Annotated in this window: 17 protein-coding genes and 1 pseudogene; 14 read left to right on the top strand and 4 right to left on the bottom strand. The window is 72.5% G+C overall.

The genetic code is table 11. From position 1 onward, the window contains the following. Positions 1–2: 2 nt before the first annotated feature. Positions 3–734, bottom strand: a complete 732-nt coding sequence (gene lexA, locus E4N63_RS08165) for a transcriptional repressor LexA (protein WP_267134363.1) — start codon at positions 732–734, stop codon at positions 3–5. Between the two features lie 564 nt (positions 735–1,298). On the opposite strand from lexA, the gene nrdR reads away from it, so the two are divergent. The 7 genes from nrdR (at position 1,299) to E4N63_RS08130 (ending at position 8,763) form a co-directional block, all read left to right on the top strand. Continuing rightward, positions 1,299–1,847 carry a transcriptional regulator NrdR gene (gene nrdR, locus E4N63_RS08160; protein WP_125624599.1) on the top strand — a complete coding sequence of 183 codons (549 nt, stop codon included), beginning with the start codon at positions 1,299–1,301 and terminating at the stop codon, positions 1,845–1,847. Between the two features lie 115 nt (positions 1,848–1,962). Continuing rightward, positions 1,963–4,842, top strand: a complete 2,880-nt coding sequence (locus E4N63_RS08155) for a vitamin B12-dependent ribonucleotide reductase (RefSeq protein ID WP_125624600.1) — start codon at positions 1,963–1,965, stop codon at positions 4,840–4,842. A 173-nt stretch (positions 4,843–5,015) separates the two neighbouring features. After that, positions 5,016–5,621, top strand: coding sequence for a YdbC family protein (locus tag E4N63_RS08150; protein ID WP_125624601.1), 606 nt, complete (start codon positions 5,016–5,018; stop codon positions 5,619–5,621). Between the two features lie 57 nt (positions 5,622–5,678). Then, a complete protein-coding gene (locus E4N63_RS08145; RefSeq protein ID WP_125624602.1) occupies positions 5,679–6,338 on the top strand; it encodes a histidine phosphatase family protein in 660 nt (219 codons plus the stop codon). 12 nt (positions 6,339–6,350) lie between these two features. After that, complete coding sequence (locus E4N63_RS08140) at positions 6,351–7,256, top strand: ADP-ribosylglycohydrolase family protein (protein ID WP_230240329.1); 906 nt, start codon at positions 6,351–6,353, stop codon at positions 7,254–7,256. A gap of 116 nt (positions 7,257–7,372) precedes the next feature. After that, positions 7,373–8,074 carry a ribonuclease HII gene (locus E4N63_RS08135; RefSeq protein ID WP_230240328.1) on the top strand — a complete coding sequence of 234 codons (702 nt, stop codon included), beginning with the start codon at positions 7,373–7,375 and terminating at the stop codon, positions 8,072–8,074. Between the two features lie 65 nt (positions 8,075–8,139). Next, a complete protein-coding gene (locus tag E4N63_RS08130; RefSeq protein ID WP_125624605.1) occupies positions 8,140–8,763 on the top strand; it encodes a hypothetical protein in 624 nt (207 codons plus the stop codon). Positions 8,764–8,778: 15 nt separating this feature from the next. On the opposite strand, the gene E4N63_RS08125 is transcribed toward E4N63_RS08130, so the two are convergent. Further along, the gene (locus E4N63_RS08125; protein WP_125624612.1) at positions 8,779–9,396 is read right to left on the bottom strand and encodes a hypothetical protein; all 618 of its coding nucleotides are present in this window, start codon (positions 9,394–9,396) and stop codon (positions 8,779–8,781) included. Between the two features lie 268 nt (positions 9,397–9,664). On the opposite strand from E4N63_RS08125, the gene E4N63_RS08120 reads away from it, so the two are divergent. From E4N63_RS08120 to E4N63_RS08095, 6 genes and pseudogenes are all read left to right on the top strand, one after another. Further along, a complete protein-coding gene (locus E4N63_RS08120; RefSeq protein WP_230242400.1) occupies positions 9,665–11,824 on the top strand; it encodes a RecQ family ATP-dependent DNA helicase in 2,160 nt (719 codons plus the stop codon). Positions 11,825–12,147: 323 nt separating this feature from the next. Continuing rightward, a pseudogene (locus tag E4N63_RS08115) lies at positions 12,148–13,524 on the top strand (DUF4192 domain-containing protein); the annotation flags it as partial. Positions 13,525–13,622: 98 nt separating this feature from the next. Next, a complete protein-coding gene (locus tag E4N63_RS08110) occupies positions 13,623–14,387 on the top strand; it encodes an NUDIX domain-containing protein (RefSeq protein ID WP_019709707.1) in 765 nt (254 codons plus the stop codon). 243 nt (positions 14,388–14,630) lie between these two features. Further along, the gene (locus E4N63_RS08105; RefSeq protein ID WP_125624608.1) at positions 14,631–15,572 is read left to right on the top strand and encodes a FadR/GntR family transcriptional regulator; all 942 of its coding nucleotides are present in this window, start codon (positions 14,631–14,633) and stop codon (positions 15,570–15,572) included. Between the two features lie 317 nt (positions 15,573–15,889). Next, positions 15,890–17,482, top strand: coding sequence for an RNA polymerase sigma factor (locus E4N63_RS08100; protein ID WP_125624609.1), 1,593 nt, complete (start codon positions 15,890–15,892; stop codon positions 17,480–17,482). A 159-nt stretch (positions 17,483–17,641) separates the two neighbouring features. Further along, positions 17,642–18,493 (top strand): serine protease, encoded by an 852-nt coding sequence (locus E4N63_RS08095; RefSeq protein WP_308188665.1) that lies wholly within the window; start codon positions 17,642–17,644, stop codon positions 18,491–18,493. 119 nt (positions 18,494–18,612) lie between these two features. Here E4N63_RS08095 and E4N63_RS08090 read toward each other — a convergent pair whose 3' ends face one another. After that, complete coding sequence (locus E4N63_RS08090; protein ID WP_019709703.1) at positions 18,613–18,837, bottom strand: hypothetical protein; 225 nt, start codon at positions 18,835–18,837, stop codon at positions 18,613–18,615. A gap of 436 nt (positions 18,838–19,273) precedes the next feature. On the opposite strand from E4N63_RS08090, the gene E4N63_RS08085 reads away from it, so the two are divergent. After that, positions 19,274–21,412 carry a type IIA DNA topoisomerase subunit B gene (locus E4N63_RS08085; RefSeq protein ID WP_230240327.1) on the top strand — a complete coding sequence of 713 codons (2,139 nt, stop codon included), beginning with the start codon at positions 19,274–19,276 and terminating at the stop codon, positions 21,410–21,412. A 77-nt stretch (positions 21,413–21,489) separates the two neighbouring features. On the opposite strand, the gene E4N63_RS08080 is transcribed toward E4N63_RS08085, so the two are convergent. Beyond that, positions 21,490–22,422 (bottom strand): sucrase ferredoxin, encoded by a 933-nt coding sequence (locus E4N63_RS08080; protein WP_230240326.1) that lies wholly within the window; start codon positions 22,420–22,422, stop codon positions 21,490–21,492. Positions 22,423–22,516: the final 94 nt, after the last annotated feature.

Here is a 22,516-nt window from a genome sequence, read left to right as displayed (position 1 = left end):
GCTCAGACCCGGCGCAGTACCGCGACGACCTTGCCCAGGATGGTGGCCTCGTCGCCGGGGATCGGCTGGTAGGAGGAGTTGTGCGGCAGCAGCCACACATGGCCGTCCTCCCGCTTGAAGCGCTTGACCGTGGCCTCGCCATCGAGCATGGCGGCCACGATGTCGCCGTTCTCCGCGACGGGCTGGCGGCGGACGGTGACCCAGTCGCCGTCGCAGATGGCCGCCTCGATCATCGAGTCACCGACGACCTTGAGCACGAACAGCTCGCCGTCACCCACCAGCTGACGGGGGAGGGGGAAGACGTCCTCGACGGACTCCTCGGCCAGGATCGGGCCGCCGGCCGCGATCCGGCCGACCAGCGGGACGTAGGAGGCGGCGGGCTTGCCCGTGGTGTCGGCGGGGACGGTGCTCGGGGTGTCCGAGCCGCGCACCTCGTAGGCGCGGGGGCGGTGCGGGTCGCGGCGGAGGAAGCCCTTCCGCTCCAGGGCCATGAGCTGGTGCGCCACCGAGGAGGTGCTGGACAGCCCCACCGCCTGTCCGATCTCCCGCATCGACGGTGGGTATCCCCGCCGCTGGACGGAGTCCCGGATGACTTCGATGACCCGGCGCTGCCGGTCCGTGAGCCCGGAGCTGTCCGCGCGGATTCCCGGGGGCCGTCCGGGCAGCGAGCGCGTGGGCTTCTGGTCCTCCGGGCTCGGTGCCGGTGTCCCGTCGGCCGGGCGGTTCTGCTCCAGTCCGTGCGGGATCCGGTCCTGGGCGGTGATGGTCGCGCTGTCTGCGGTGGTGGTCACGTCGGCCCCTCTCTCAAGTGTCTCCCTCTAGCTGGACAACGGTAGTTGCTTTCGAAAGGTTGCGCCAAACACACGTTCGAGTGAAAATTCGCGGTTCAACCGGCTTGATCATGGGATCAGGTGTATGCGCCGAAGGCTCCGCCGAGTGAAGGGCGGCGCGCGGGGTACGCGTGCCACGGTGTTCCGGCGCGGGGGTGGGCGCCGTCCGTCCGTGCGGCCCGACCCAGTGTGGCACCCCGGCCCCGGAGGCGCGGCGCGGACCGGCTCCCGTAGTCTTCGAGGGCCCGCCGGACCCGCGACACCCGGTCACCGTCTCTGACGGTCAGCCACCAGATCTAGTGGTCCCATAATCGGCGCGGTCCCAGAAGTTGTGGTTTCCGGTGCGACGCGGGCTCGGTCATCGCCTATGCTGGTGCCTGCTCCGAACGGCTCATACGGGCCGCGGCGGGGCTGCGCAGCCGTGCTGTGCCGTACGCGAAACCGAGGGTCCGAGGAGGGTGAGGAACGATGCACTGCCCCTTCTGCAGGCACCCCGACAGCCGCGTGGTCGACAGCCGGACGACCGACGACGGGACGTCCATCCGCAGGCGCCGCCAGTGCCCGCACTGCTCCCGCCGGTTCACCACGGTGGAGACCGCCTCGCTCATGGTGATCAAGCGGAGCGGGGTCACCGAGCCCTTCAGCCGCGACAAGGTCATCTCCGGGGTGCGCAAGGCGTGCCAGGGGCGGCCGGTCACCGAGGACGCCCTGGCGAAGCTGGGCCAGCGGGTGGAGGAGGCCGTGCGCGCCACCGGCAGCGCCGAACTCTCCACCCATGACGTGGGCCTGGCGATACTGGGGCCGCTCAAGGAGCTGGACCTCGTCGCGTACCTGCGCTTCGCGTCCGTCTACCGGGCGTTCGACTCTCTTGAGGACTTCGAGGCCGCCATCGCCGAGTTGCGCGAGGAGCGGCCCCCCGCGGAGGCGGGCGACCCCCCGGCCGGGGCTCCGGCCGGATCAGCGGTCCCCGCGCCGGCCGTCACCGGATCCGGGCGTGGGGGTCCCCACGCCGGCTGAGTGACGGCCGGAGCACCCGGGGCGCCGCGTGGCGCGCCCGGGTATCAGAACAGACACCGTGCCGGGGGAAGAAACCGGGCACATCAGGGCGTTTAAGCCCGTACAGGGAGGCGGCATGACAGAGACGGCGAGCGGTCCCGCACGAGGTTCCCGTTCCAAGGGGAGCAAGGCGAGCAAGGGCCTGCGGATCGAGCGGATCCACACCACTCCCGGTGTCCATCCGTACGACGAGGTGGTCTGGGAGCGCCGTGACGTCGTCATGACCAACTGGCGCGACGGCTCGGTCAACTTCGAGCAGCACGGCGTCGAGTTCCCCGACTTCTGGTCGGTGAACGCGGTCAACATCGTGACCAGCAAGTACTTCCGCGGAGCGGTCGGCTCACCCGACCGGGAGTACAGCCTGAAGCAGCTCATCGACCGCGTGGTCAAGACGTACCGCGAGGCCGGTGAGGAGCACGGCTACTTCGCCTCCCCCGCCGATGCCGAGATCTTCGAACACGAGCTGGCCCACGCCCTGCTCCACCAGATCTTCAGCTTCAACTCGCCGGTGTGGTTCAACGTCGGCACCCAGCAGCCCCAGCAGGTCTCCGCCTGCTTCATCCTCTCCGTCGACGACTCCATGGAGTCGATCCTCGACTGGTACAAGGAAGAGGGGATGATCTTCAAGGGCGGTTCCGGCGCGGGCCTGAACCTCTCCCGCATCCGCTCCTCCAAGGAGCTGCTCTCCTCCGGTGGCAACGCCTCCGGCCCGGTCTCCTTCATGCGCGGCGCCGACGCCTCCGCCGGCACCATCAAGTCCGGCGGTGCCACCCGCCGCGCGGCCAAGATGGTCGTCCTCGACGTGGACCACCCGGACGTCGAGGCCTTCATCGAGACCAAGGTGAAGGAGGAGGAGAAGGTCCGCGCGCTGCGGGACGCGGGCTTCGACATGGACCTGGGCGGCGACGACATCACCTCCGTCCAGTACCAGAACGCCAACAACTCGGTCCGGGTGAACGACGAGTTCATGAAGGCCGTGGAGGCGGGCGGGAAGTTCGGCCTGCGCGCCCGGATGACCGGCGAGGTCATCGAAGAGGTGGACGCCAAGGGGCTGTTCCGCAAGATGGCCGAGGCCGCCTGGGCCTGCGCCGACCCCGGCATCCAGTACGACGACACCATCAACCACTGGCACACCTCGCCGGAGTCGGGCCGGATCAGCGCCTCCAACCCCTGCAGCGAGTACATGCACCTGGACAACTCCTCGTGCAACCTGGCCTCGCTGAACCTGATGAAGTTCCTGCGCGACGACGACCGGGGCAACCAGTCGTTCGACGCCGAGCGCTTCGGCAAGGTCGTCGAACTCGTCATCACCGCGATGGACATCTCCATCTGCTTCGCGGACTTCCCGACCCGGAAGATCGGGGAGACCACCCGCGCCTTCCGCCAGCTGGGCATCGGCTACGCCAACCTCGGCGCCCTGCTGATGGCCACCGGCCACGCCTACGACTCGGACGGCGGCCGCGCCCTCGCTGGCGCCATCACCTCCCTGATGACCGGCACCTCGTACAAGCGCTCCGCCGAACTCGCCGCGGTCGTCGGTCCGTACGAGGGCTACGCCCGCAACACCGACGCCCACAACCGCGTCATGAAGCAGCACGCCGACGCCAACGCCACCGCCAAGCGCATGGACGACCTCGACACCCCGGTCTGGGCCGCGGCGACCGAGGCCTGGCAGGACGTCGTCCGCGTCGGGGCCAAGAACGGTTTCCGCAACGCGCAGGCCTCCGTGCTCGCGCCGACCGGCACCATCGGCCTGATGATGGACTGCGACACCACCGGCGTCGAGCCGGACCTGGCGCTGGTGAAGTACAAGAAGCTCGTCGGCGGCGGCTCCATGCAGATCGTGAACAACACGGTCCCCAAGGCGCTCAAGCGCCTCGGCTACCAGCAGGAGCAGATCGAGGCGATCGTCGCCCACATCGCCGAGCACGGCAATGTGATCGACGCGCCGGGCCTGCGGCCGCAGCACTACGAGGTCTTCGACTGCGCCATGGGCGAGCGCTCCATCTCGCCGATGGGCCACGTCCGGATGATGGCGGCCGCCCAGCCGTTCCTCTCCGGCGCCATCTCCAAGACCGTGAACATGCCGGAGTCCGCCTCGGTCGAGGAGATCGAGGAGATCTACTTCCAGGGCTGGAAACTCGGCCTCAAGGCGCTCGCCATCTACCGCGACAACTGCAAGGTGGGCCAGCCGCTCTCCACGAAGAAGTGGGAGGAGAAGGGCAAGGACGCGGCCGAGGAGGAGCCGGCGGCCGCGAAGGTCGTCGAGTACCGCCCCGTCCGCAAGCGCCTGCCCAAGGGCCGCCCCGGCATCACGACCTCCTTCACGGTCGGCGGCGCCGAGGGCTACATGACGGCCAACTCCTATCCGGACGACGGTCTCGGCGAGGTCTTCCTCAAGATGTCCAAGCAGGGCTCGACCCTCGCGGGCATGATGGACGCCTTCTCGATCGCCGTCTCGGTCGGCCTGCAGTACGGCGTGCCGCTGGAGACCTACGTCGCCAAGTTCACCAACATGCGGTTCGAGCCGGCGGGCATGACGGACGACCCGGACGTGCGGATGGCGCAGTCGATCGTCGACTACATCTTCCGCCGGCTGGCGCTCGACTTCCTGCCGTTCGAGACCCGTTCGGCGCTCGGTATCCACTCGGCCGAGGAGCGCCAGCGCCACCTCGAGACCGGCTCCTACGAGCCGTCCGACGAGGAGATGGACATCGAGAGCCTGGCGCAGTCCGCCCCGCGCCGGACCGAGGGCTCCCGTGCCCCGGCGGCCCAGCCGTCGCAGGCCGCCGAGGCGCCGGCACCGAAGGAGGCGCACAGCTCCACCGAGCTGGTGGAGATGCAGCTCGGCCTGAACGCCGACGCGCCGCTCTGCTTCTCCTGCGGTACGAAGATGCGCCGGGCCGGCAGCTGCTATCTCTGTGAGGGCTGCGGCTCGACCAGCGGCTGCAGCTGACGGGCGACCGGGGAGACCCGGGGGACCCGCGAAGATCAAGGCAACAGGAGGGGACCGGCCCGGGGCCGGTCCCCTCCGCCGCGTTCCGGGCGCGGACGGCGCGCGCGTCACGGACGGGGCGCACTCCGCGATCACCGGGGCCCACCGGGGGCCCGGGGCCGTACGATGGCGCGGTGCTGGTCAAGTGGATTCGCTGCACCGTGGTCGACCGCCGCGGTTTCGAGCGCGGGCAGCGGAAATGGGCGGGACTGCTCGGCGAGCCGGGCTTCCGCGGGCAGAGCGGCGGCTGGAGCCGTCTCCGTCCCGGAGTGGCCCATCTCTTCGCGTTCTGGGAGAGCCGCGCCTTCTACGACTCCTTCATGGCCCGCTCGCACCACCGGCTGGCCGCCGCGCAGTCCGGCACCTTCACCGACGCCCGGGTCCGGCTCTTCGAGCACCGGTTCGATGTCAAGGTGGGTTTTACGCCGACCTTCGCCGACGCGGACGTGGCGCGGGTCGCGCACTGCCGGATCCACGAGCCCCGCGTGGAGCACTTCACGCTGATGCAGGAGAAGGTCTGGAACCCGGCGATGGCCGGCTCCCCGGGCATGCTGCGCGGCGTCTTCGGCGAGGCACCGGGGAACGAGTTCCTGGTGCTCTCCCTGTGGGCGTCGGCCGCGGAGCACGGGAAGTACCGGGAGGAGCGCGTGGAGCGGCTCGCCCTCCGCGCCCAGCTGGAGGCCGACGTCGCGGCGATCACCGGTGACGTCGTCGACCTCGAACCCGCCTGGACCGTCTGACCGGCCGCGCACCGAGGGGGCGCGGGGCCCCGGAACCCCCCGCTTAGGGTGGACGGCATGGCACGGCCACGGCGCATCGTCCTCATCCGGCACGGTGAATCGGAGGGGAACCACGACGACACGGTGTACGAACGGGAGCCCGACCACGCCCTGCACCTCACGGAGCGGGGACGGCGGCAGGTCGAGGAGACGGGGGCGCGGCTCCGCGAGATCTTCGGCGGGGAGCGGATCAGCGCCTATGTGTCGCCGTACCGGCGCACCCACCAGACCTTCCTGGCGCTGGGCCTGGACCCCTCCCGGGTCCGGGTGCGGGAGGAGCCCCGGCTGCGCGAACAGGACTGGGGCAACTGGCAGGACTCCGAGGACGTGCGGCTGCAGAAGGTGTACCGCGACGCCTACGGGCACTTCTTCTACCGCTTCGCCCAGGGCGAGTCCGGCGCCGACGTGTACGACCGCGTGGGAGCCTTCCTGGAGAGCCTGCACCGCAGCTTCGAGGAGCCGGACCACCCGCCCAACGTGCTGATCGTCACCCACGGACTGACCATGCGGCTGTTCTGCATGCGCTGGTTCCACTGGACGGTGGCCGAGTTCGAGTGCCTCTCCAACCCCGGCAACGCCGAGTTCCGGATGCTCGTGCTCGGCGAGGACGGGAAGTACACACTCGACCGGCCCTTCGAGCGCTGGTGTACCCCCGAGTCGTACGGGGCCACCGGTTAGAGTGCCTGGACGATGACCGCTGATCCCGCCCTCGCGCGCCGCTGCGCCCGCGCCCTCGCCGCCCTCCGCGGTCTGGCGGTGGGCGACGCGCTCGGCTCCCGGTTCACCGACCCCGTGCACCACGCCGCCCTGAGGCGGCGCGAGCTGCCCGCGGGCATCGCGCGGTGGACCGACGACACCGAGATGGCCTGCTCCGTGGTCGGGGTCCTGGCCGCCCACGGCTCCATCGACCAGGACGCCCTGGCGCGCTCCTTCGCACGGCATCACGACCCGGCCCGCGCCTACGGCTCCACCGTCAACCGGATCCTGCGGTCGATGGGGGAGGGCGGCGACTGGCGCGCACTCGCCTCCGCCCTCTTCAACGGCCAGGGGTCGTGGGGCAACGGCGCCGCGATGCGGATCGCGCCGCTCGGCGCCTGGTACGGGGGCGAACCGGAGCGGGCGGTGCGCGAGGCGGAGCTCTCCGCCTACGTCACCCACCAGCACCGGGAGGCCGTCGCCGGAACCATGGCCGTGGCGGCCGCGGCCTCCCTGGCCGCGGCCCCGCGGAGCGGCGGTGGTCCGGAGGACCTGCTGGACGCCGTGACCGAACTGGTGCCCCGCAGCGCCGTACGGGCCGGTCTGCGGCGCGCCCGCGACCTGCTCGACTACGCCGACCCCGGCACCGTCGCCGCGGTGCTCGGCTGCGGGCGCCGCAACAGCGCGCACGACACCGTCCCCTTCACCCTCTGGGCCGCGTCCCGCCACCTCGGCGACTTCCCGGCGGCCTTCTGGACCACGGCGCAGGCCGGGGGAGACGTGGACACCACCTGCGCGATCGTCGGCGGAGTGATCGCCGCCGGCGACGGGGCGCCGCCCGCGGAGTGGCTGGAGCGCACGGAACCGCTGCCGGAGTGGACGCCGGACTGCGAGGGCTGACAGCCTCCCCCGGCGGCTCTCCGGGAGTTCCCGGGGCGTTCCGCCGAACCCCGGCGCACCCGGACCGGTGCCCGCCCGCAGCCCGCCGCGCCCGGCCGCGTAACCTGACTGGCGCCATGCCGTACGAACCACCGACCCACAGTGTCGAGCGCTCGATCCGCGCCACCATCGGCGCGCGCGTCGTCGCCGGTGTCGACGAGGTCGGCCGCGGTGCCTGGGCCGGCCCGGTCACGGTGTGCGCCGCCGTCACAGGCCTGCGCCGGCCGCCGGAGGGGCTCACCGATTCCAAGCTGCTCACCCCCAAGCGCCGCACGGAGCTGGCGGCGCGGCTGGAGGGCTGGGTCACGGCGCACGCCCTGGGGCACGCCACACCCCAGGAGATCGACGAGCTCGGTATGACCGCGGCCCTGCGCCTGGCGGCGGTACGGGCCCTGGAGGCGCTCCCGGTCCGCCCCGACGCCGTCATCCTCGACGGCAAGCACGACTACCTCGGGGCGCCATGGCGGGTCCGTACGGTCATCAAAGGGGACCAGGCCTGTGTGGCCGTGGCGGCCGCCTCCGTGCTCGCCAAGGTGCGGCGGGACGCGCTGATGATGGAACTCGGCCGGGATCACGAGGAGTTCGCCTTCGGTACCAACGCCGGCTACCCCTCGCCGGCGCACCGGGCCGCGCTCGCGGAACGGGGCCCGACCGTCCACCACCGGGTGTCCTGGGCCTATATGGACGCGCTTCCCCGCTGGCGGCACCTCAAGAAGGTGCGGGCCCACGGGCCGGAGGAGGCCGCGGAGTGCGGGGGGCAACTCGGCTTCGATTTCTGAACGGTTGCCGTTCTCTCCCCGCCCCGCCGGTGCGGATCGCACCGGTGTTTGATAGACATCAGCTCATGCCTCTCAGCCCCGAGGAGCCTCAGATTCACGCGAGTGTCCCGGGTCCCCGCGCAACTCCGGCCGCCGGCCGTACCGCGCAGACCCCCCGTCCCGTTCCAGGTCCCCGTCCCGTCCCAGGTCCCCGTCCCGCACCGCCGCGCCCGTCCCGGCCCGGCACCGCCCACGGCACGGCCGTGCCGGCCCAGCGCGGTCCCCGCGCACAGGCCGCGCCCTCGGCGCCCGCCGCGGCCGGACCGCAGATCCAGCTGATCCCCGCCCCGGCGGACGGAGCGCTGGACGCGGCGGAGGAAGCCGTCGACCTGCTCCTCGACTCCGGCCGCGCGCCCGGTGACGTCCTCGTCCTGACCACGGGCGAACAGCACCCGTGGGCGGCGCACGAGCTGTCCTTCGGCGAGAAGACCTACTGGGCGCAGCACGACGCGCGCGAGGACGTCTTCTACGCGGCCGCCTCGGCGGCCGGGCGCACGACGGGACGCCCCGTCGTGGTCGTCGCGGTCAACGGCGGTGCGGACGACGATGCCGGCCGGGCCCTGCCGGACGCCATGGCGAAGGCCGGTTCGCTGCTCATCGTGTGCGGTGACCCCGAGCGGATCAACTCCCTCATCGGAAGCGGAGCCTGACCGCCGCACCGCCCCTCAGCGGGCGGCCGTACGGCGCCGGGCCCCCGGCGCCCCGCCGGCCGTCCGCCGGGGTGTGACGGCGGGGCGGGCCCGTTCCGCCGCCCGCGGGGCGCCGCCGGGTGCCCCGGAGCGCGGGTGGCGGCCGCCGCGGCCCTCGCCGAGCACCCGCCAGCCGCTGGGGGTCAGCACGAGGTACGCCCCGCAGCGCAGCCCGTGCAGGGTGCAGGCGTCGCGCAGTCCCCACATCCAGGCTCCGTCGAGCGGTGTCCACTCGGCGTCCCCGGCACGGCAGTGGAGGAGCACGGCCGTGCGGACGGGGTTCCGGCGCCGCAGGTCGTGCGGGATGATCCGGCGCAGCCGGTCGAGCAGGGCGTTGCGGAACACCCAGCCGTCGGCGGCCGCCTCGCCGCACCCGAACGACGCGCTGGCGATGACCCGCTGTTCCGTGTCCAGAACGGCGATGACGACGGTCGCCGGAGCCGGGCGGTGGCGGGTGTGCAGCCCCGTGACGATCTCCCGCGGGTCCCGGAGCAGGGGGATACCGGCGGCCGCCCACTCCGCGGGTTCCAGGGTCCGCCCGAGCCGGGTGGCGGAGACGGCGGCCGGCGGCCGGACCGCCGCCGGAGAGATCATGGAACCGGAGGTCACGGTCCTCCCTTCGGGGTGTGCGGCAGCCGCCGGCGGGCGCGGGGGCACAGCGGACCGGCCTCCGGCCCGTCTGCGCAACAGAGCTGTGGTGAACCGATTCTCCCTGGCGGGAGGGGTCTCCGGCAATGAGCAACCGGGGGACGGGCGGCCGGGAACCGGATCCGCGGATCCCACCCCCGCTCCGGGGCGGTGCGGCGGCCGCCGCCCCCTCCGGTGTCGGTGGGACCGTCCGCGAGGTGGTTGCATGGGGGACATGGACGATCCGGAGCTCCGCACCGAAGCCGACACCATCCTCGCCGAGCTCGTCGGCGACCCGGGGGGTACGGCGCGGCTGCGGGAGGACCAGTGGCAGGCGGTGGCGGCTCTGGTCGAGGAGCGCCGGCGCGCCCTGGTAGTGCAGCGCACCGGCTGGGGCAAGTCGGCGGTGTACTTCGTCGCCACGGCCCTCCTGCGCCGGCGCGGCTCGGGGCCCACGGTGATCGTCTCGCCGCTGCTGGCCCTGATGCGCAACCAGGTCGAGTCGGCGGCGCGGGCCGGCATCCGCGCACGCACCATCAACTCGGCCAATCCGGAGGAATGGGACGTCATCCACGAGGAGATCGAGCGGGGCGAGACAGACGTCCTCCTCGTCAGCCCGGAACGTCTCAACTCGGTGGACTTCCGCGATCAGGTGCTTCCCCGGCTCGCGGCCACGACCGGTCTGCTGGTCGTCGACGAGGCGCACTGCATCTCCGACTGGGGCCACGACTTCCGCCCCGACTACCGCCGGCTGCGGGCGATGCTCACCGAGCTCGCCCCCGGTGTGCCCGTGCTGGCCACCACCGCGACCGCCAACGCGCGGGTCACCGCGGACGTGGCCGAGCAACTGGGCACCGGTGCCGGCGAGGCCCTCGTGCTGCGCGGTCCGCTGGACCGGGAGAGCCTGCGGCTCGGGGTGGTCCGGCTGCCGGACGCCGCACACCGGCTGGCCTGGCTGGCCGAGCACCTGGACGAGCTGCAGGGCTCCGGGATCATCTATGCCCTGACCGTCGCCGCGGCCGAGGAGGCCACCGCCTTCCTGCGGCAGCGCGGGTTCCGGGTGGCGTCCTATACGGGGCGCACGGAGAACGCCGACCGGCTGCAGGGCGAGATCGATCTGCAGGAGAACCGGGTCAAGGCGCTGGTCGCCACCTCGGCACTGGGTATGGGCTTCGACAAGCCCGATCTGGGCTTCGTGGTCCACCTCGGCTCGCCGTCCTCGCCGATCGCCTACTACCAGCAGGTGGGGCGGGCGGGCCGCGGTGTGGCCCACGCGGACGTGCTCCTGCTGCCGGGCCGGGAGGACGAGGCCATCTGGCGCTACTTCGCCGACACCGCCTTCCCGCCCGAGGCACAGGTCCGGCAGACCCTCGCGGCCCTCGCCGAGGCGGGACGGCCGCTGTCCGTGCCGGCCCTGGAGGCCCTGGTCGATCTCCGGCGCACCCGTCTGGAGACCATGCTGAAGGTGCTCGACGTGGACGGCGCGGTCAAACGGGTGAAGGGTGGCTGGATCTCGACCGGCGAGCCGTGGGTGTACGACGCCGAGCGCTACGCCTGGGTCGCCCGGCAGCGGGCGGCCGAGCAGCAGGCCATGCGCGATTACGTGAGCACCTCCGGCTGCCGGATGGAATTCCTGCGACGGCAGCTGGACGACGAGGGGGCGGCCCCGTGCGGCCGCTGCGACAACTGCGCCGGGGCCTGGGCCGACACCTCCGTCTCCGCGGAGACGCTGACGGGGGCGGCGAAGGAACTGGACCGCCCGGGGGTGGAGATCGAGCCGCGCCGGATGTGGCCGACGGGGCTGCCCGCCCTGGGCATCGACCTCAAGGGGCGCATCCCCGCCCAGGAGCAGTGCTCCACCGGGCGCGCCCTGGGGCGGCTCTCGGACATCGGCTGGGGCAACCGGCTGCGCCCGCTGCTGGCCGAGCAGGCGCCCGACGGTCCGGTGCCCGATGACGTCCTCCGGGCCGCGGTGGCGGTCCTCGCCGACTGGGCGCGCTCTCCGGGGGGCTGGGCGCCGGATGTCCCGGACGCCTCCCCCCGGCCGGCGGGCGTCGTCGCCGTGCCCTCCCTGTCCCGCCCGCAGTTGGTCGGCTCCCTGGCCCGGGGCATCGCCGACATCGGCCGGCTCCCGTTCCTGGGCGCACTGACGTACACCGGGCCGAGCGGGGAGCACACCGTGCGCCGCAGCAACTCGGCCCAGCGCGTCAAGGCGCTGTCCGGCGCCTTCACCGTCTCGGAGGAACTGGCCGGTGCCCTGGCGGGTGTGTCCGGCCCCGTCCTGCTCGTGGACGACTACACCGACTCCGGCTGGACCCTCGCGGTCGCCGCCCGCCTGCTCCGCCGGGCCGGCGGTGAAGGGGTACTGCCGCTGGTCCTCGCCGCGGCCGCCTGAGCCTGCCGCGCCCCTGCGTTCGGTGCGCGGTCCCGCCGGGGCCGTGACCGTGCCGGCCCGCTCAACGCCCTTGTACGGCCGGGGAAGCCGCCGGAAGGCGGCTCCTCCCGCAGGTCCGAGTCCACAGAGTTCCATCCTTCGTCCCTCCTCGCCCTCCGGTCCCGGAGCCGTGACACCGGCCCGTCTCTGCCATGGCCCCATGCAACAGGACGCCACGGACAACCGCGGCCGGGCCGTCCACAGGGCGGAGCGTAAGTAGGACAAGATCGGTTCTTTATCCACAGGGCTGGCGAATCGGAACGGTGGGGCGCCAGGCTCGCAGCATGACGAAGAACAGCGAACCGCGCCCGTCCTCCGCGGGCGAGCAGGTCATCCTCCGGGGCCCCGCCGAGCTGGCGGACGCCCTCCCCTACCTCATGGGCGGTCTCCATCCGGACGACAGCGTCGTGATGGTGGCCGTGCACGGCGAACGCGGGTGCTTCGGCGGCCGGTTGCGCCTCGGGATCCCGGGCGACCCCGCCGAATGGGCCGAGGTCTCCGGCCGGTTGGCCCGCTGCCTGGTCTCCGGGAGTGCCGAGCGGGGCGTCCGGCCCGACGGCATCATCGTGTTCCTCTGCCAGGATCCCGCCGAGGGGGAGACGGCCCGAGAGGTCGTGGAGCGGCTGCGGCCGCTGTCCCAGGCGCTGCGGCTGGCCTGCGGAGCGCTCGACGTCCCGGTGCTGGAGGCCCTGTGCCTCTCCGGTGGCCGGTTCTGGTCCTACTGCTGCCCCGACCCGCGCTGCTGCCCGGAGGACGGCACCCCGCTCGCCCTCCCCGGTACTTCCGTGATGGCCGCGGCCGCGGCCTACGCGGGGATCCGGGCGCGCGGCTCCCTGCGGGAGCTGGAAGCCGCGTTCACCCCGCCGGCGGGCCCGGCCGCCGCGGAGCAGGAGGCCGCGCTCGACGCGGCCGCGGCGGAGCTGGTGCCACGCATCCTGGAGGAGGCCGGCCGGGAGACCGTCCGGGAGGAGACCATCGCCCTCGCGGGTGTCCTCATCGGCCGCCTCGCCGGGAGCCCGCCGTCCCCGGACCGGGCCGGGGACGATGCCCGCGACGACGCGCTGCTGGCCCACGACGAGGCGGCGGCCGTGATCCTCGGCCTTCAGGACCGGACGGCCAGGGACCGGGCCGCGGAGTGGATGGAAGGGCCCGAGGCGGGGCCCGCGCTGCGCCTCTGGCGGGCTCTGGCCCGCCGTTGCGTCGGCGCCTACGCGGAGCACGCCGCCGCCCCGCTCACCCTCGCGGGCTGGGTCGCCTGGTCCACCGGGGACGAACCGGAGGCCCGCGCCGCGCTGGGGCTCGCCCTGCGGGCCGACCCCGAGTACGTGTTCGCCAGACTCCTGCACCAGGGGGCGAACGAGGGGGTCGATCCCGAGGTGCTGCGCGGCTGCCTGCGCCGGGAGCGCGCTGCCCGTGTCGCCGCCGCGGCGGCGGAAGCACGGTCCGGCCCCCGAGTGGCCACCGGACCCCGGCCGGGAGGCAGGCCCGCGGCGCGTCCGCGTGCCGGCACCCGGCCGTCCGGCCCGGCGGGCGCCGGAGCGGCGGCAGGCGGGCGGGACGGACCGGCACGGCGGGGCGCGAGTGAGCCTCCCGCCGGGGTGTTGGGGGCAGGCCCCGGGGCCGGGCGGAGTGCCGGCGCACGTCCGTGCCGGTGCGGTGACCGCGTCCGGCGACCGGTCCGCGCGGCCGCGCGGGGACCGCTGCGGCGGAGAGCCGGCGAACTCCTGTTTATCGTCAGGCAGACGCCTATGATCACGGCATGTCCCCCTACGACCCGTCGGCCTTCCCGCCCTTCGCCGTCACCGTGGACCTGGTCGTGCTCACCGTCAAGCGCGATGCGCTCTGCGCCCTGGCCGTCCGGCGCGGTGAGCCTCCCTTCCAGGGCCGGTGGGCGCTGCCAGGCGGTTTCGTGCGGGCGGACGAGGACCTCGCGGCGGCCGCCGCCAGGGAACTCGCGGAGGAAACCGGGCTGTTGGCGCTCGACCCGTCCGGCCCGGGCCCCGTCGACGGTGGTGCCCACCTCGAACAGTTGGCGACCTACGGGGACCCGCGCCGCGATCCCCGGATGCGGGTCGTCAGCGTCGCCCATCTCGTGCTGGCCCCCGACCTTCCCGCGCCGCGGGCGGGGGGCGACGCCCACAGCGCACGCTGGGCGCCGGTGGACGCACTGCTGGGGAAGGGCGGTTTCGGCCGTGAGGGAGAGCAGCCAGCACCGCTCGCCTTCGACCACGACCGGATCCTCTCCGACGGCGTGGAGCGGGCCCGCTCGAAGATCGAGTACTCCTCCCTGGCCACGGCGTTCTGCCCGCCGGAGTTCACCGTGGGGGAGCTGCGCCGGGTCTACGAGTCGGTCTGGGGGGTGGCGCTCGACCCCCGCAACTTCCACCGGAAGGTCACCGGCACCCCCGGGTTCCTCGTCCCCACCGGTGGCACGACCACACGTCAGGGCGGGCGCCCCGCACAGTTGTTCCGGGCCGGCGGCGCCACGCTCCTCAACCCGCCGATGCTGCGCCCGGAGGTCTGAGGCGCTCCCGGGCGGGTCAGCGGCGGAGCCGACGCGCTGCCGCAACCGGCCCGGGAGACCTGTTCCTTGGGCTCACCGGCACGGCTTCCGTCCCTGGCCGCACGCGTGTTGCGACCGGGAGCGGCGGAGCGCCCGTACCCCTCAGGGCCGTTCGGCCGGAGGCGGCAGGAGGACACACGGCACGTCGTCCGGCTGCTTCCGGAAAGGCGTCAATTGTGAGGTAATGGGCGATCACCCTTTCGTGTGCTTTTCACCAAAGACCTCAAGGGTGTCCGGGGGCTGGCCGACAAAGGATGCGTGAGTACCCTTGCGCACACCACGATGACCGCGGCTCGCCCCGTCGACTCCGGCCTCTCCGGCCCGGGCGAGCTTGACCGTTACCCCTACGCGGAGGGCCCGGTGGGCGAGCGTGCCGTTGGCCCCTCCTGGGAGGGAGGCGGCTCGGAGGCGGGCCGGGTCGGCCGCCGCACGGCAGGAAACCGGGGCCGCGGACTGCACGGCCAGCTCGTCCAGCAGCTCGGGCAGATGATCGTCTCCGGTGACCTCGGCGCGGACCGCCCCCTCGTCCCCGAGGAGATCGGGCAGCGCTTCGAGGTTTCCCGCACCGTGGTGCGGGAGTCGCTGCGGGTCCTTGAGGCCAAGGGTCTCGTGAGTGCCCGGCCGAACGTGGGCACGCGCGTCCGCCCCGTCAGCGACTGGAACCTCCTGGACCCGGACATCATCGAGTGGCGCGCCTTTGGGCCGCAGCGCGACGACCAGCGCCGGGAACTGTTCGAGCTGCGCTGGACCATCGAACCGCTCGCCGCTCGGCTGGCGGCCGGGCACGACCGCGAGGAGGCGCAGCAGCGCCTCACCGACATGACCGACATCATGAGCCGCGCGCTGGCCCAGGGCGACGCCCTCACCTTCGGCCGTGCCGACGCCGAGTTCCACTCCCTGCTGCTCCAGCTCGGGGCCAACCGCATGCTCGAGCACCTGGCGGGCATCGTGTCCTCCGCGCTCCAGGTCTCCGGCGGGCCCGCCACCGGCTGCGACCGGCCGACCGAGAGTTCCGTCGGCCATCACGTCCGCATCGTCGAGGCCGTTGGCGCGGGTGACGCGGCCGGCGCCGAGTCCGCCATGCGCCAGCTGCTCACCATCCACCCCGATGTCGAGCATGTGGTGCCCGCCCCGCGCGAGCACTGAGTCGCCGCGCGGAGCGGTGGTGCCGCGGAGCCCCGCCGCCGGATCCCGGCGGCGGGGCTCCAGGTCTTCTCTGGTGATGTGTCCGGCTTTCGGAGGTTTGGAATCCCTGACGAGTGTGACCCGGGCCACGCGGATCGGGCGTAACGCTCTTTGCGGATGCGCGATGACCTAAGAGGTGATGGCCGGTGGAGGAATACGGATGTCGTTCGCGACGCTGATTGCTCCGCGGTCCCCTCGCGCCGCCGGTCCACCCCGCCGGCGGTCGTCGGTTCCCGTCGCAGGACGGGGCCGGAAGCCGTTCCCATCGTTCCGAGAGGTTGTTCGTGTCGGCCAGCACATCCCGTACGCTCCCGCCGGAGATCGCCGAATCCGAGTCTGTCATGGCGCTCATCGAGCGGGGAAAGGCTGATGGGCAGATCGCCGGCGACGACGTGCGTCGGGCCTTCGAGGCTGACCAGATTCCGCCAACCCAGTGGAAGAACGTTCTGCGCAGCCTCAACCAGGTCCTCGACGAGGAGGGTGTGACGCTGATGGTCAGTGCCGCAGAGGCGCCCAAGCGCACCCGCAAGAGCGTCGCAGCGAAGAGCCCGGCGAAGCGCACCGCCACCAAGACCGTCGCGGCCAAGACGGCCGCGACCAGGAAGGCCGCCGCCCCCGCCGAGGCCGCCCCGGGCGCGGACGAGGCGGTGGACGGCACGGCCGCCGAGGCCCCGGCGACCCCGGCGGCCCCGGCCAAGAAGGCGGCCGTGAAGAAGACCGCGGCCAAGAAGACCACCGCCAAGAAGACGGCGGCCAAGAAGACCACCGCCAAGAAGGCCACCACCAAGAAGGACGCCGACGAGCTGCTCGAGGGCGCGGACGGCGCGGTGGAGGAGGCCGGTCCGGCGGCCGGAAAGCCGGGCGAGGCCACCGAGGGTGGTGACCAGCCGGAGAACCAGGGTTTCGTCCTCTCCGACGACGACGAGGACGACGCGCCCGCGCAGCAGGTCGCGGCCGCCGGTGCCACCGCCGACCCGGTGAAGGACTACCTCAAGCAGATCGGCAAGGTGCCGCTGCTCAACGCCGAGCAGGAGGTCGAGCTCGCCAAGCGCATCGAGGCGGGGTTGTTCGCCGAGGACAAACTGGCGAACTCCGACAAGCTCGCCCCGAAGCTCAAGCGCGAGCTGGAGATCATCGCCGAGGACGGCCGGCGGGCCAAGAATCACCTGCTGGAGGCGAACCTCCGGCTGGTGGTCTCGCTGGCCAAGCGCTACACCGGCCGCGGCATGCTCTTCCTGGACCTGATCCAGGAGGGCAACCTCGGTCTGATCCGCGCCGTCGAGAAGTTCGACTACACCAAGGGCTACAAGTTCTCCACCTATGCCACCTGGTGGATCCGGCAGGCGATCACCCGCGCCATGGCCGACCAGGCCCGCACCATCCGTATCCCGGTGCACATGGTCGAGGTCATCAACAAGCTCGCGCGCGTGCAGCGCCAGATGCTCCAGGACCTGGGCCGTGAGCCCACCCCGGAGGAGCTGGCCAAGGAGCTCGACATGACCCCGGAGAAGGTCATCGAGGTCCAGAAGTACGGCCGTGAGCCGATCTCCCTGCACACCCCGCTGGGCGAGGACGGCGACAGCGAGTTCGGTGACCTCATCGAGGACTCCGAGGCCGTCGTCCCGGCCGACGCGGTCAGCTTCACACTGCTCCAGGAGCAGCTGCACTCGGTGCTCGACACGCTCAGCGAGCGCGAGGCGGGGGTGGTGTCGATGCGCTTCGGGCTCACCGACGGCCAGCCCAAGACGCTCGACGAGATCGGCAAGGTCTACGGCGTGACCCGTGAGCGCATCCGGCAGATCGAGTCGAAGACGATGTCCAAGCTCCGGCATCCGTCGCGCTCCCAGGTGCTCCGCGACTACCTCGACTGATCACCCGGTCGGGCCAAGCGGGCTCAGGACCCGGCCGGCCCGGAATCCCTTGGGGATTCCGGGCCAGCGGTCTTTTGGGCGCCCTCCGTCCGGGTGGCGGGGGGCGCCGTGCTGTTTGACGCTGGGGCGGCACGTGTCGTCGCGGAGTGAGGAGACAGCATGCGTCCCATCTCGCGCGCCCTGGCCGGGGCCCTGTCGCTGATACCGGCGGCCGCGGCGGTGTCCCTGGTGACGGCTCCGCCCGCGGCCGCGGACAGTGTGGTGGTGGGCGGCCGGCAGGTCAGCACGGAGGAGAGGCCCTGGGCGGTCGCCCTGGCGAGCCGTGACCGCTTCGGCGACACCCGGTCCGGGCAGTTCTGCGGCGGGGTCGTGGTGGCGCCGCGGACCGTCCTCACGGCGGCACACTGCGTGAGCCGCGCGGTGCTGGGCGTGGACGTCTCGGCGGTCGGCGATCTCACGGTCATCGCGGGGCGGGACGATCTGCGCTCCACCGGGGGCGAGGAGCTGCCGGTGCGGGAGGTCCGGGTGAACCCGGACTACGACAGCACCACCAACGCGGGGGACCTGGCGGTGCTCACGGTGGAACGGGGCTGGACGGGGAGGGCCTGCCGCTGGCGAGGAGCGGGGACGAGGCGTACCGGCCGGGCACCCCGGCCGAGGTGTACGGCTGGGGCGACACGACGGGGCGGGGCGGGTACGCGTCGGTGCTGCACGCGGCCCGGGTGCGGATCCTGGAGGACGGGATCTGCGAGCGGGCCTACCCGGGCAGTGCCGACGGGACGTACACGCCCGCCTTCATGGTCTGCGCGGGGACAACGGTGGCGGCGGGGACGCCTGCCAGGGGACAGCGGAGGGCCGCTGGTGGCCCGGGGCCGCCTGGTGGGGCTGGTCTCCTGGGGCAGTGGCTGTGGCGCGGCGGACAGCCCCGGTGTCTACACCAGGATGTCCGCGATGGAACGCGTGGTCTCCCAGCAGGGAGTTTCCCAGCCGGAAGTCTCCCGGCAGGGATGACGGCAGGGGTAACCGCGACGAGAGCGGGCGTGCGGTCCTGTGGTGCAGGGCCGCACGCCCGCTGTATGTCCGGCCGGAGGGCCGGCTGTCGCTCGTCGTCGCTGCGGTGCTGGGCGTCGTCAGTCGTCCGACGCCGAGGAGGGAGTGGCGGTGAGCCGCTCCGTCTCGTCCTGTATCTCTGCGGCGATCTTCTTGAGTTCCGGCTCGAACTTGCGCCCGTGGTGGGCGCAGAAGAGCAGTTCACCACCGCTCATCAGGACGACGCGCAGGTATGCCTGGGCGCCGCAGCGGTCGCAGCGGTCGGCGGCCGTCAGCGGGCTCGCGGGGGTCAGAACAGTAGTCACGTCGCCTCTTCTCTAGCTCGACGAGCTGTCGTACCAGGGTCAACATCCAACCAGGCCGAAAACGTTCCCGCTCCTGCCTTTTTCTCGAAAACCTTCCTTCCGAGTCGACCGGATGCTGCCGGGTGGCGGCGAATGAGCCGTATCGCGTTGGCTTACGTATTCATCGCGCTTGTCGGGGGTCCGTCCTCCGGCGGGATTGCCGTTGTTCATGAGGACGTGCCCGGAGCCTAAATGGTTCATGCCTCGAAGGGAACGTGATGTCCATGTCACCCTACCCAGGGATCGAACAGATGAACGATGCTCGACTAGCATGGCTCCTCCCGACGGGTGGCGTCACAAAGGCTCTACCAGGCCTCGGTACCCTCTCCTCGGTGACCCAAGCCGCCCTGAGCCCAGAGTTGGGCCAGCAACGAAAATTAAGCGAGGAGCGAACCGCGTGACCGCCGAGACGTCCGTACCGTCCACAGCGCTGCTGACCGGAGCAGACCGGGACGGCGGTTCCAACTACACCGCGCGGCACCTGCTCGTCCTCGAAGGGCTGGAAGCGGTCCGCAAGCGGCCGGGCATGTACATCGGCTCGACCGACAGCCGCGGCCTGATGCACTGCCTCTGGGAGATCATCGACAACTCGGTCGACGAGGCGCTGGGCGGGCACTGCGACCACATCGAGGTGCTGCTGCACGACGACGGCTCCGTGGAGGTCCGCGACAACGGCCGCGGCATCCCGGTCGACGTCGAGCCCAAGACCGGGCTGTCGGGTGTCGAGGTCGTGATGACCAAGCTGCACGCCGGCGGCAAGTTCGGCGGCGGCTCCTACGCGGCCTCCGGCGGGCTGCACGGCGTGGGCGCCTCCGTCGTCAACGCGCTTTCCAGCCGGCTCGACGTCGAGGTCGACCGCAACGGCAGCACCCACGCCGTCAGCTTCCGGCGCGGTGTGCCCGGCATCTTCACCGAATCCGGCCCCGACGCCCCCTTCGACCCCACCAGCGGGCTGATCAAGAAGAAGCGGGTGCCCAAGAGCCGCACCGGCACCCGCGTCCGCTTCTGGCCCGACCGGCAGATCTTCCTCAAGGACGCCCGGCTCTCCCTGGAGAACCTGCACGCACGGGCGCGCCAGACCGCCTTCCTGGTGCCCGGCCTCACCCTCGTCGTCCGGGACGAGCGGCGCCCCGCCGGCCCCGACGGCGAGCGGCAGGAGCCCTCCCAGGAGGTCTTCCGCTACGACGGCGGGATCAGCGAGTTCTGCGAATACCTCGCCCAGGACCGGGCCGTCTGCGACGTGCTGCGCCTGACGGGCCAGGGCTCCTTCAAGGAGACCGTGCCCGTCCTCGACGACCGCGGCCACATGACCCCCACCGAGGTCACCCGCGAACTCGGGGTCGACATCGCGCTGCGCTGGGGCACCGGCTACGACACCACCGTCCGGTCCTTCGTGAACATCATCGCGACACCCAAGGGCGGCACCCACGTCTCCGGTTTCGAGCGGTCCCTCACCCGGACGGTCAACGAGGCGCTGCGCTCCGCCAAACTGCTCCGGGTCGCCGAGGACGACGTCAACAAGGACGACGCCATGGAAGGGCTCACGGCGGTCGTCACCGTCCGGCTGGCCGAACCCCAGTTCGAGGGGCAGACCAAGGAGGTGCTGGGCACCTCCGCCGCCTCGCGGGTCGTCGCCACGGTCGTCGCCAAGGAGCTCAAGGCGTTCCTGACCTCCGCCAAGCGCGACACCAAGCAGCAGGCACGCGCGGTGCTGGACAAGATCGTGGCGGCCGCCCGCACCCGCATCGCGGCCCGGCAGCACAAGGAGGCCCAGCGGCGGAAGACGGCCCTGGAGTCCTCCTCGCTGCCGGCGAAGCTGGCGGACTGCCGCAGCGACGACGTGGACCGCAGCGAGCTGTTCATCGTCGAGGGCGACTCGGCGCTGGGCACCGCGAAGCTGGCCCGCGACTCCGAGTTCCAGGCGCTGCTGCCGATCCGGGGCAAGATCCTCAACGTCCAGAAGTCCTCGATCTCGGACATGCTCAAGAACGCCGAGTGCGGGGCGATCATCCAGGTCATAGGAGCCGGGTCCGGACGGACCTTCGACATCGACCAGGCCCGCTACGGCAAGATCGTGCTGCTGGTGGACGCCGACGTGGACGGCGCCCACATCCGCTGTCTGCTGCTGACGCTGTTCCAGCGCTACATGCGGCCGATGGTCGAGGCCGGACGGGTGTTCGCCGCGGTGCCCCCGCTGCACCGGGTGGAGCTGAGCCACCCCAGGAAGGGCCAGGACAAGTACGTCTACACGTACTCCGACAACGAGCTGCGCACCACGCTGCTGGAGTTCCAGCGCAAGGGGATCCAGTACAAGGACTCGATCCAGCGCTACAAGGGCCTCGGCGAGATGGACGCGGACCAGCTCTCGGAGACCACGATGGACCCCCGGTTCCGGACGCTGCGCCGGATCAACATCGGCGACCTGGAGGGGGCCGAGCGGATCTTCGATCTGCTGATGGGCAACGAGGTCGCGCCGCGCAAGGAGTTCATCACCAGCTCCGCGGCCACGCTGGACCGCTCCCGTATCGACGCCTGAGGGCCGGCCGGGCCCTCCTGGGCCGGCCCCGCGGGTCCCCGGGCCCGCGGGGTGCCCGGGGCGGCGTGGCGCCCGCCTCAGGCCGTACGGACGGTGACCTCCCGCAGCGCGGTCACGTCCATCCTGGCCGGGCTCCCCGGTACCGCGCCGCAGCTCTCGGGGCGGGGCGGCAGCGAGGCGCCCCGCCCGACCTCCACCCGCCAGAGGCGGCCGTCGGTGTGCTCCACGGTCACGCTCCAGCCGCCCGGCTCCGCGGCGCCGGCCGGGCGGGGCTCGGTGCGGGTGATCCGCAGCGCGTCGGCGCGGTCCTCTCCGGTGTGTTCCCGGACCGCCAGGTCGGCGGCCTGTGCGGGCCGCTCCCAGGCGGAGCGGCCGCGGGCGTTCGCCGTCACCACCTGGCCGTCGCGGACGGCGTGCAATATCTCCTTGACGGCCCGGGCGGTGACGCGGCCGTAGGCGTAGCCGTACGGGAGGACGAACAGGGTCGGCGCGAAGCGGTGGCCGCCGATGTGGGTGACCTCCCAGACGGCCTCACCCGTGGCGGCGAGTTCGTCGACCAGCGGCCGGCCGAGCAGGGCGCAGCAGCGGTCGCGCTTGCCGTTGGTGCAGACGAGGACGAGCGGATCGCCCTCGTACGGCTCCCAGAGACCGCCGTGCTCACCGGCGCCGAGGGCGGGGAAGTCCAGCGCCAGGAGGTCCTCCGGATCGGCGAGGAGGGCCGTACGGGTCCAGGAGCGGCCCGGCAGGGTGTGGGCGACGTGGACCCGGCGCTCGCGGCCCCCGGGGTGGTCGGCGTGCCGGCCGGGCCTGCGGATGAGGGCGACGCGGACCCCGGTGCCGGCGGCGGCGGTTTCCAGGGCGCGGCCGAGGACGGGGTCGAGGTGGCTGGATGTGAGCGCTTTGGCACCCCAGGGGCCCGGCTGTTCGATCAGCAGCCAGGTCCGGGCGGTGGCGGCCGTCCCGGCCAGGGGTTCGGACAGTTCCCGGGATGCCGCCGCGCACGTGCTCACACAGGTGAGCCTAACCTGCGATGACGGGAGGCCGCCGGGCGAGCGGGTCCGTCGCGGGGCCGGGAGGGGCGGCCGCGCCGCACCCGGTGGACCG

This window comes from Streptomyces sp. MNU89, from assembly GCF_020982505.1.
Classification (GTDB): Bacteria; Actinomycetota; Actinomycetes; order Streptomycetales; family Streptomycetaceae; genus Streptomyces; species Streptomyces xinghaiensis.
The sequence above is the reverse complement of the archived record's forward strand: the minus strand, read 5'-3'. Positions and strand labels throughout refer to the sequence as shown.

What these genes read in the sequence shown, in the direction of transcription:
- E4N63_RS08140 (WP_230240329.1), top strand. Translation starts at nt 6,351, where the DNA reads ATGACCGCTGATCCCGCCCTCGCGCGCCGCTGCGCCCGCGCCCTCGCC.
- E4N63_RS08130 (WP_125624605.1), top strand. Translation starts at nt 8,140, where the DNA reads ATGCCTCTCAGCCCCGAGGAGCCTCAGATTCACGCGAGTGTCCCGGGT.
- E4N63_RS08110 (WP_019709707.1), top strand. Translation starts at nt 13,623, where the DNA reads ATGTCCCCCTACGACCCGTCGGCCTTCCCGCCCTTCGCCGTCACCGTG.
- nrdR (WP_125624599.1), top strand. Translation starts at nt 1,299, where the DNA reads ATGCACTGCCCCTTCTGCAGGCACCCCGACAGCCGCGTGGTCGACAGC.
- E4N63_RS08125 (WP_125624612.1), bottom strand. Translation starts at nt 9,396, where the DNA reads ATGATCTCTCCGGCGGCGGTCCGGCCGCCGGCCGCCGTCTCCGCCACC.
- E4N63_RS08120 (WP_230242400.1), top strand. Translation starts at nt 9,665, where the DNA reads ATGGACGATCCGGAGCTCCGCACCGAAGCCGACACCATCCTCGCCGAG.
- E4N63_RS08135 (WP_230240328.1), top strand. Translation starts at nt 7,373, where the DNA reads ATGCCGTACGAACCACCGACCCACAGTGTCGAGCGCTCGATCCGCGCC.
- E4N63_RS08095 (WP_308188665.1), top strand. Translation starts at nt 17,642, where the DNA reads ATGCGTCCCATCTCGCGCGCCCTGGCCGGGGCCCTGTCGCTGATACCG.
- E4N63_RS08155 (WP_125624600.1), top strand. Translation starts at nt 1,963, where the DNA reads ATGACAGAGACGGCGAGCGGTCCCGCACGAGGTTCCCGTTCCAAGGGG.
- E4N63_RS08145 (WP_125624602.1), top strand. Translation starts at nt 5,679, where the DNA reads ATGGCACGGCCACGGCGCATCGTCCTCATCCGGCACGGTGAATCGGAG.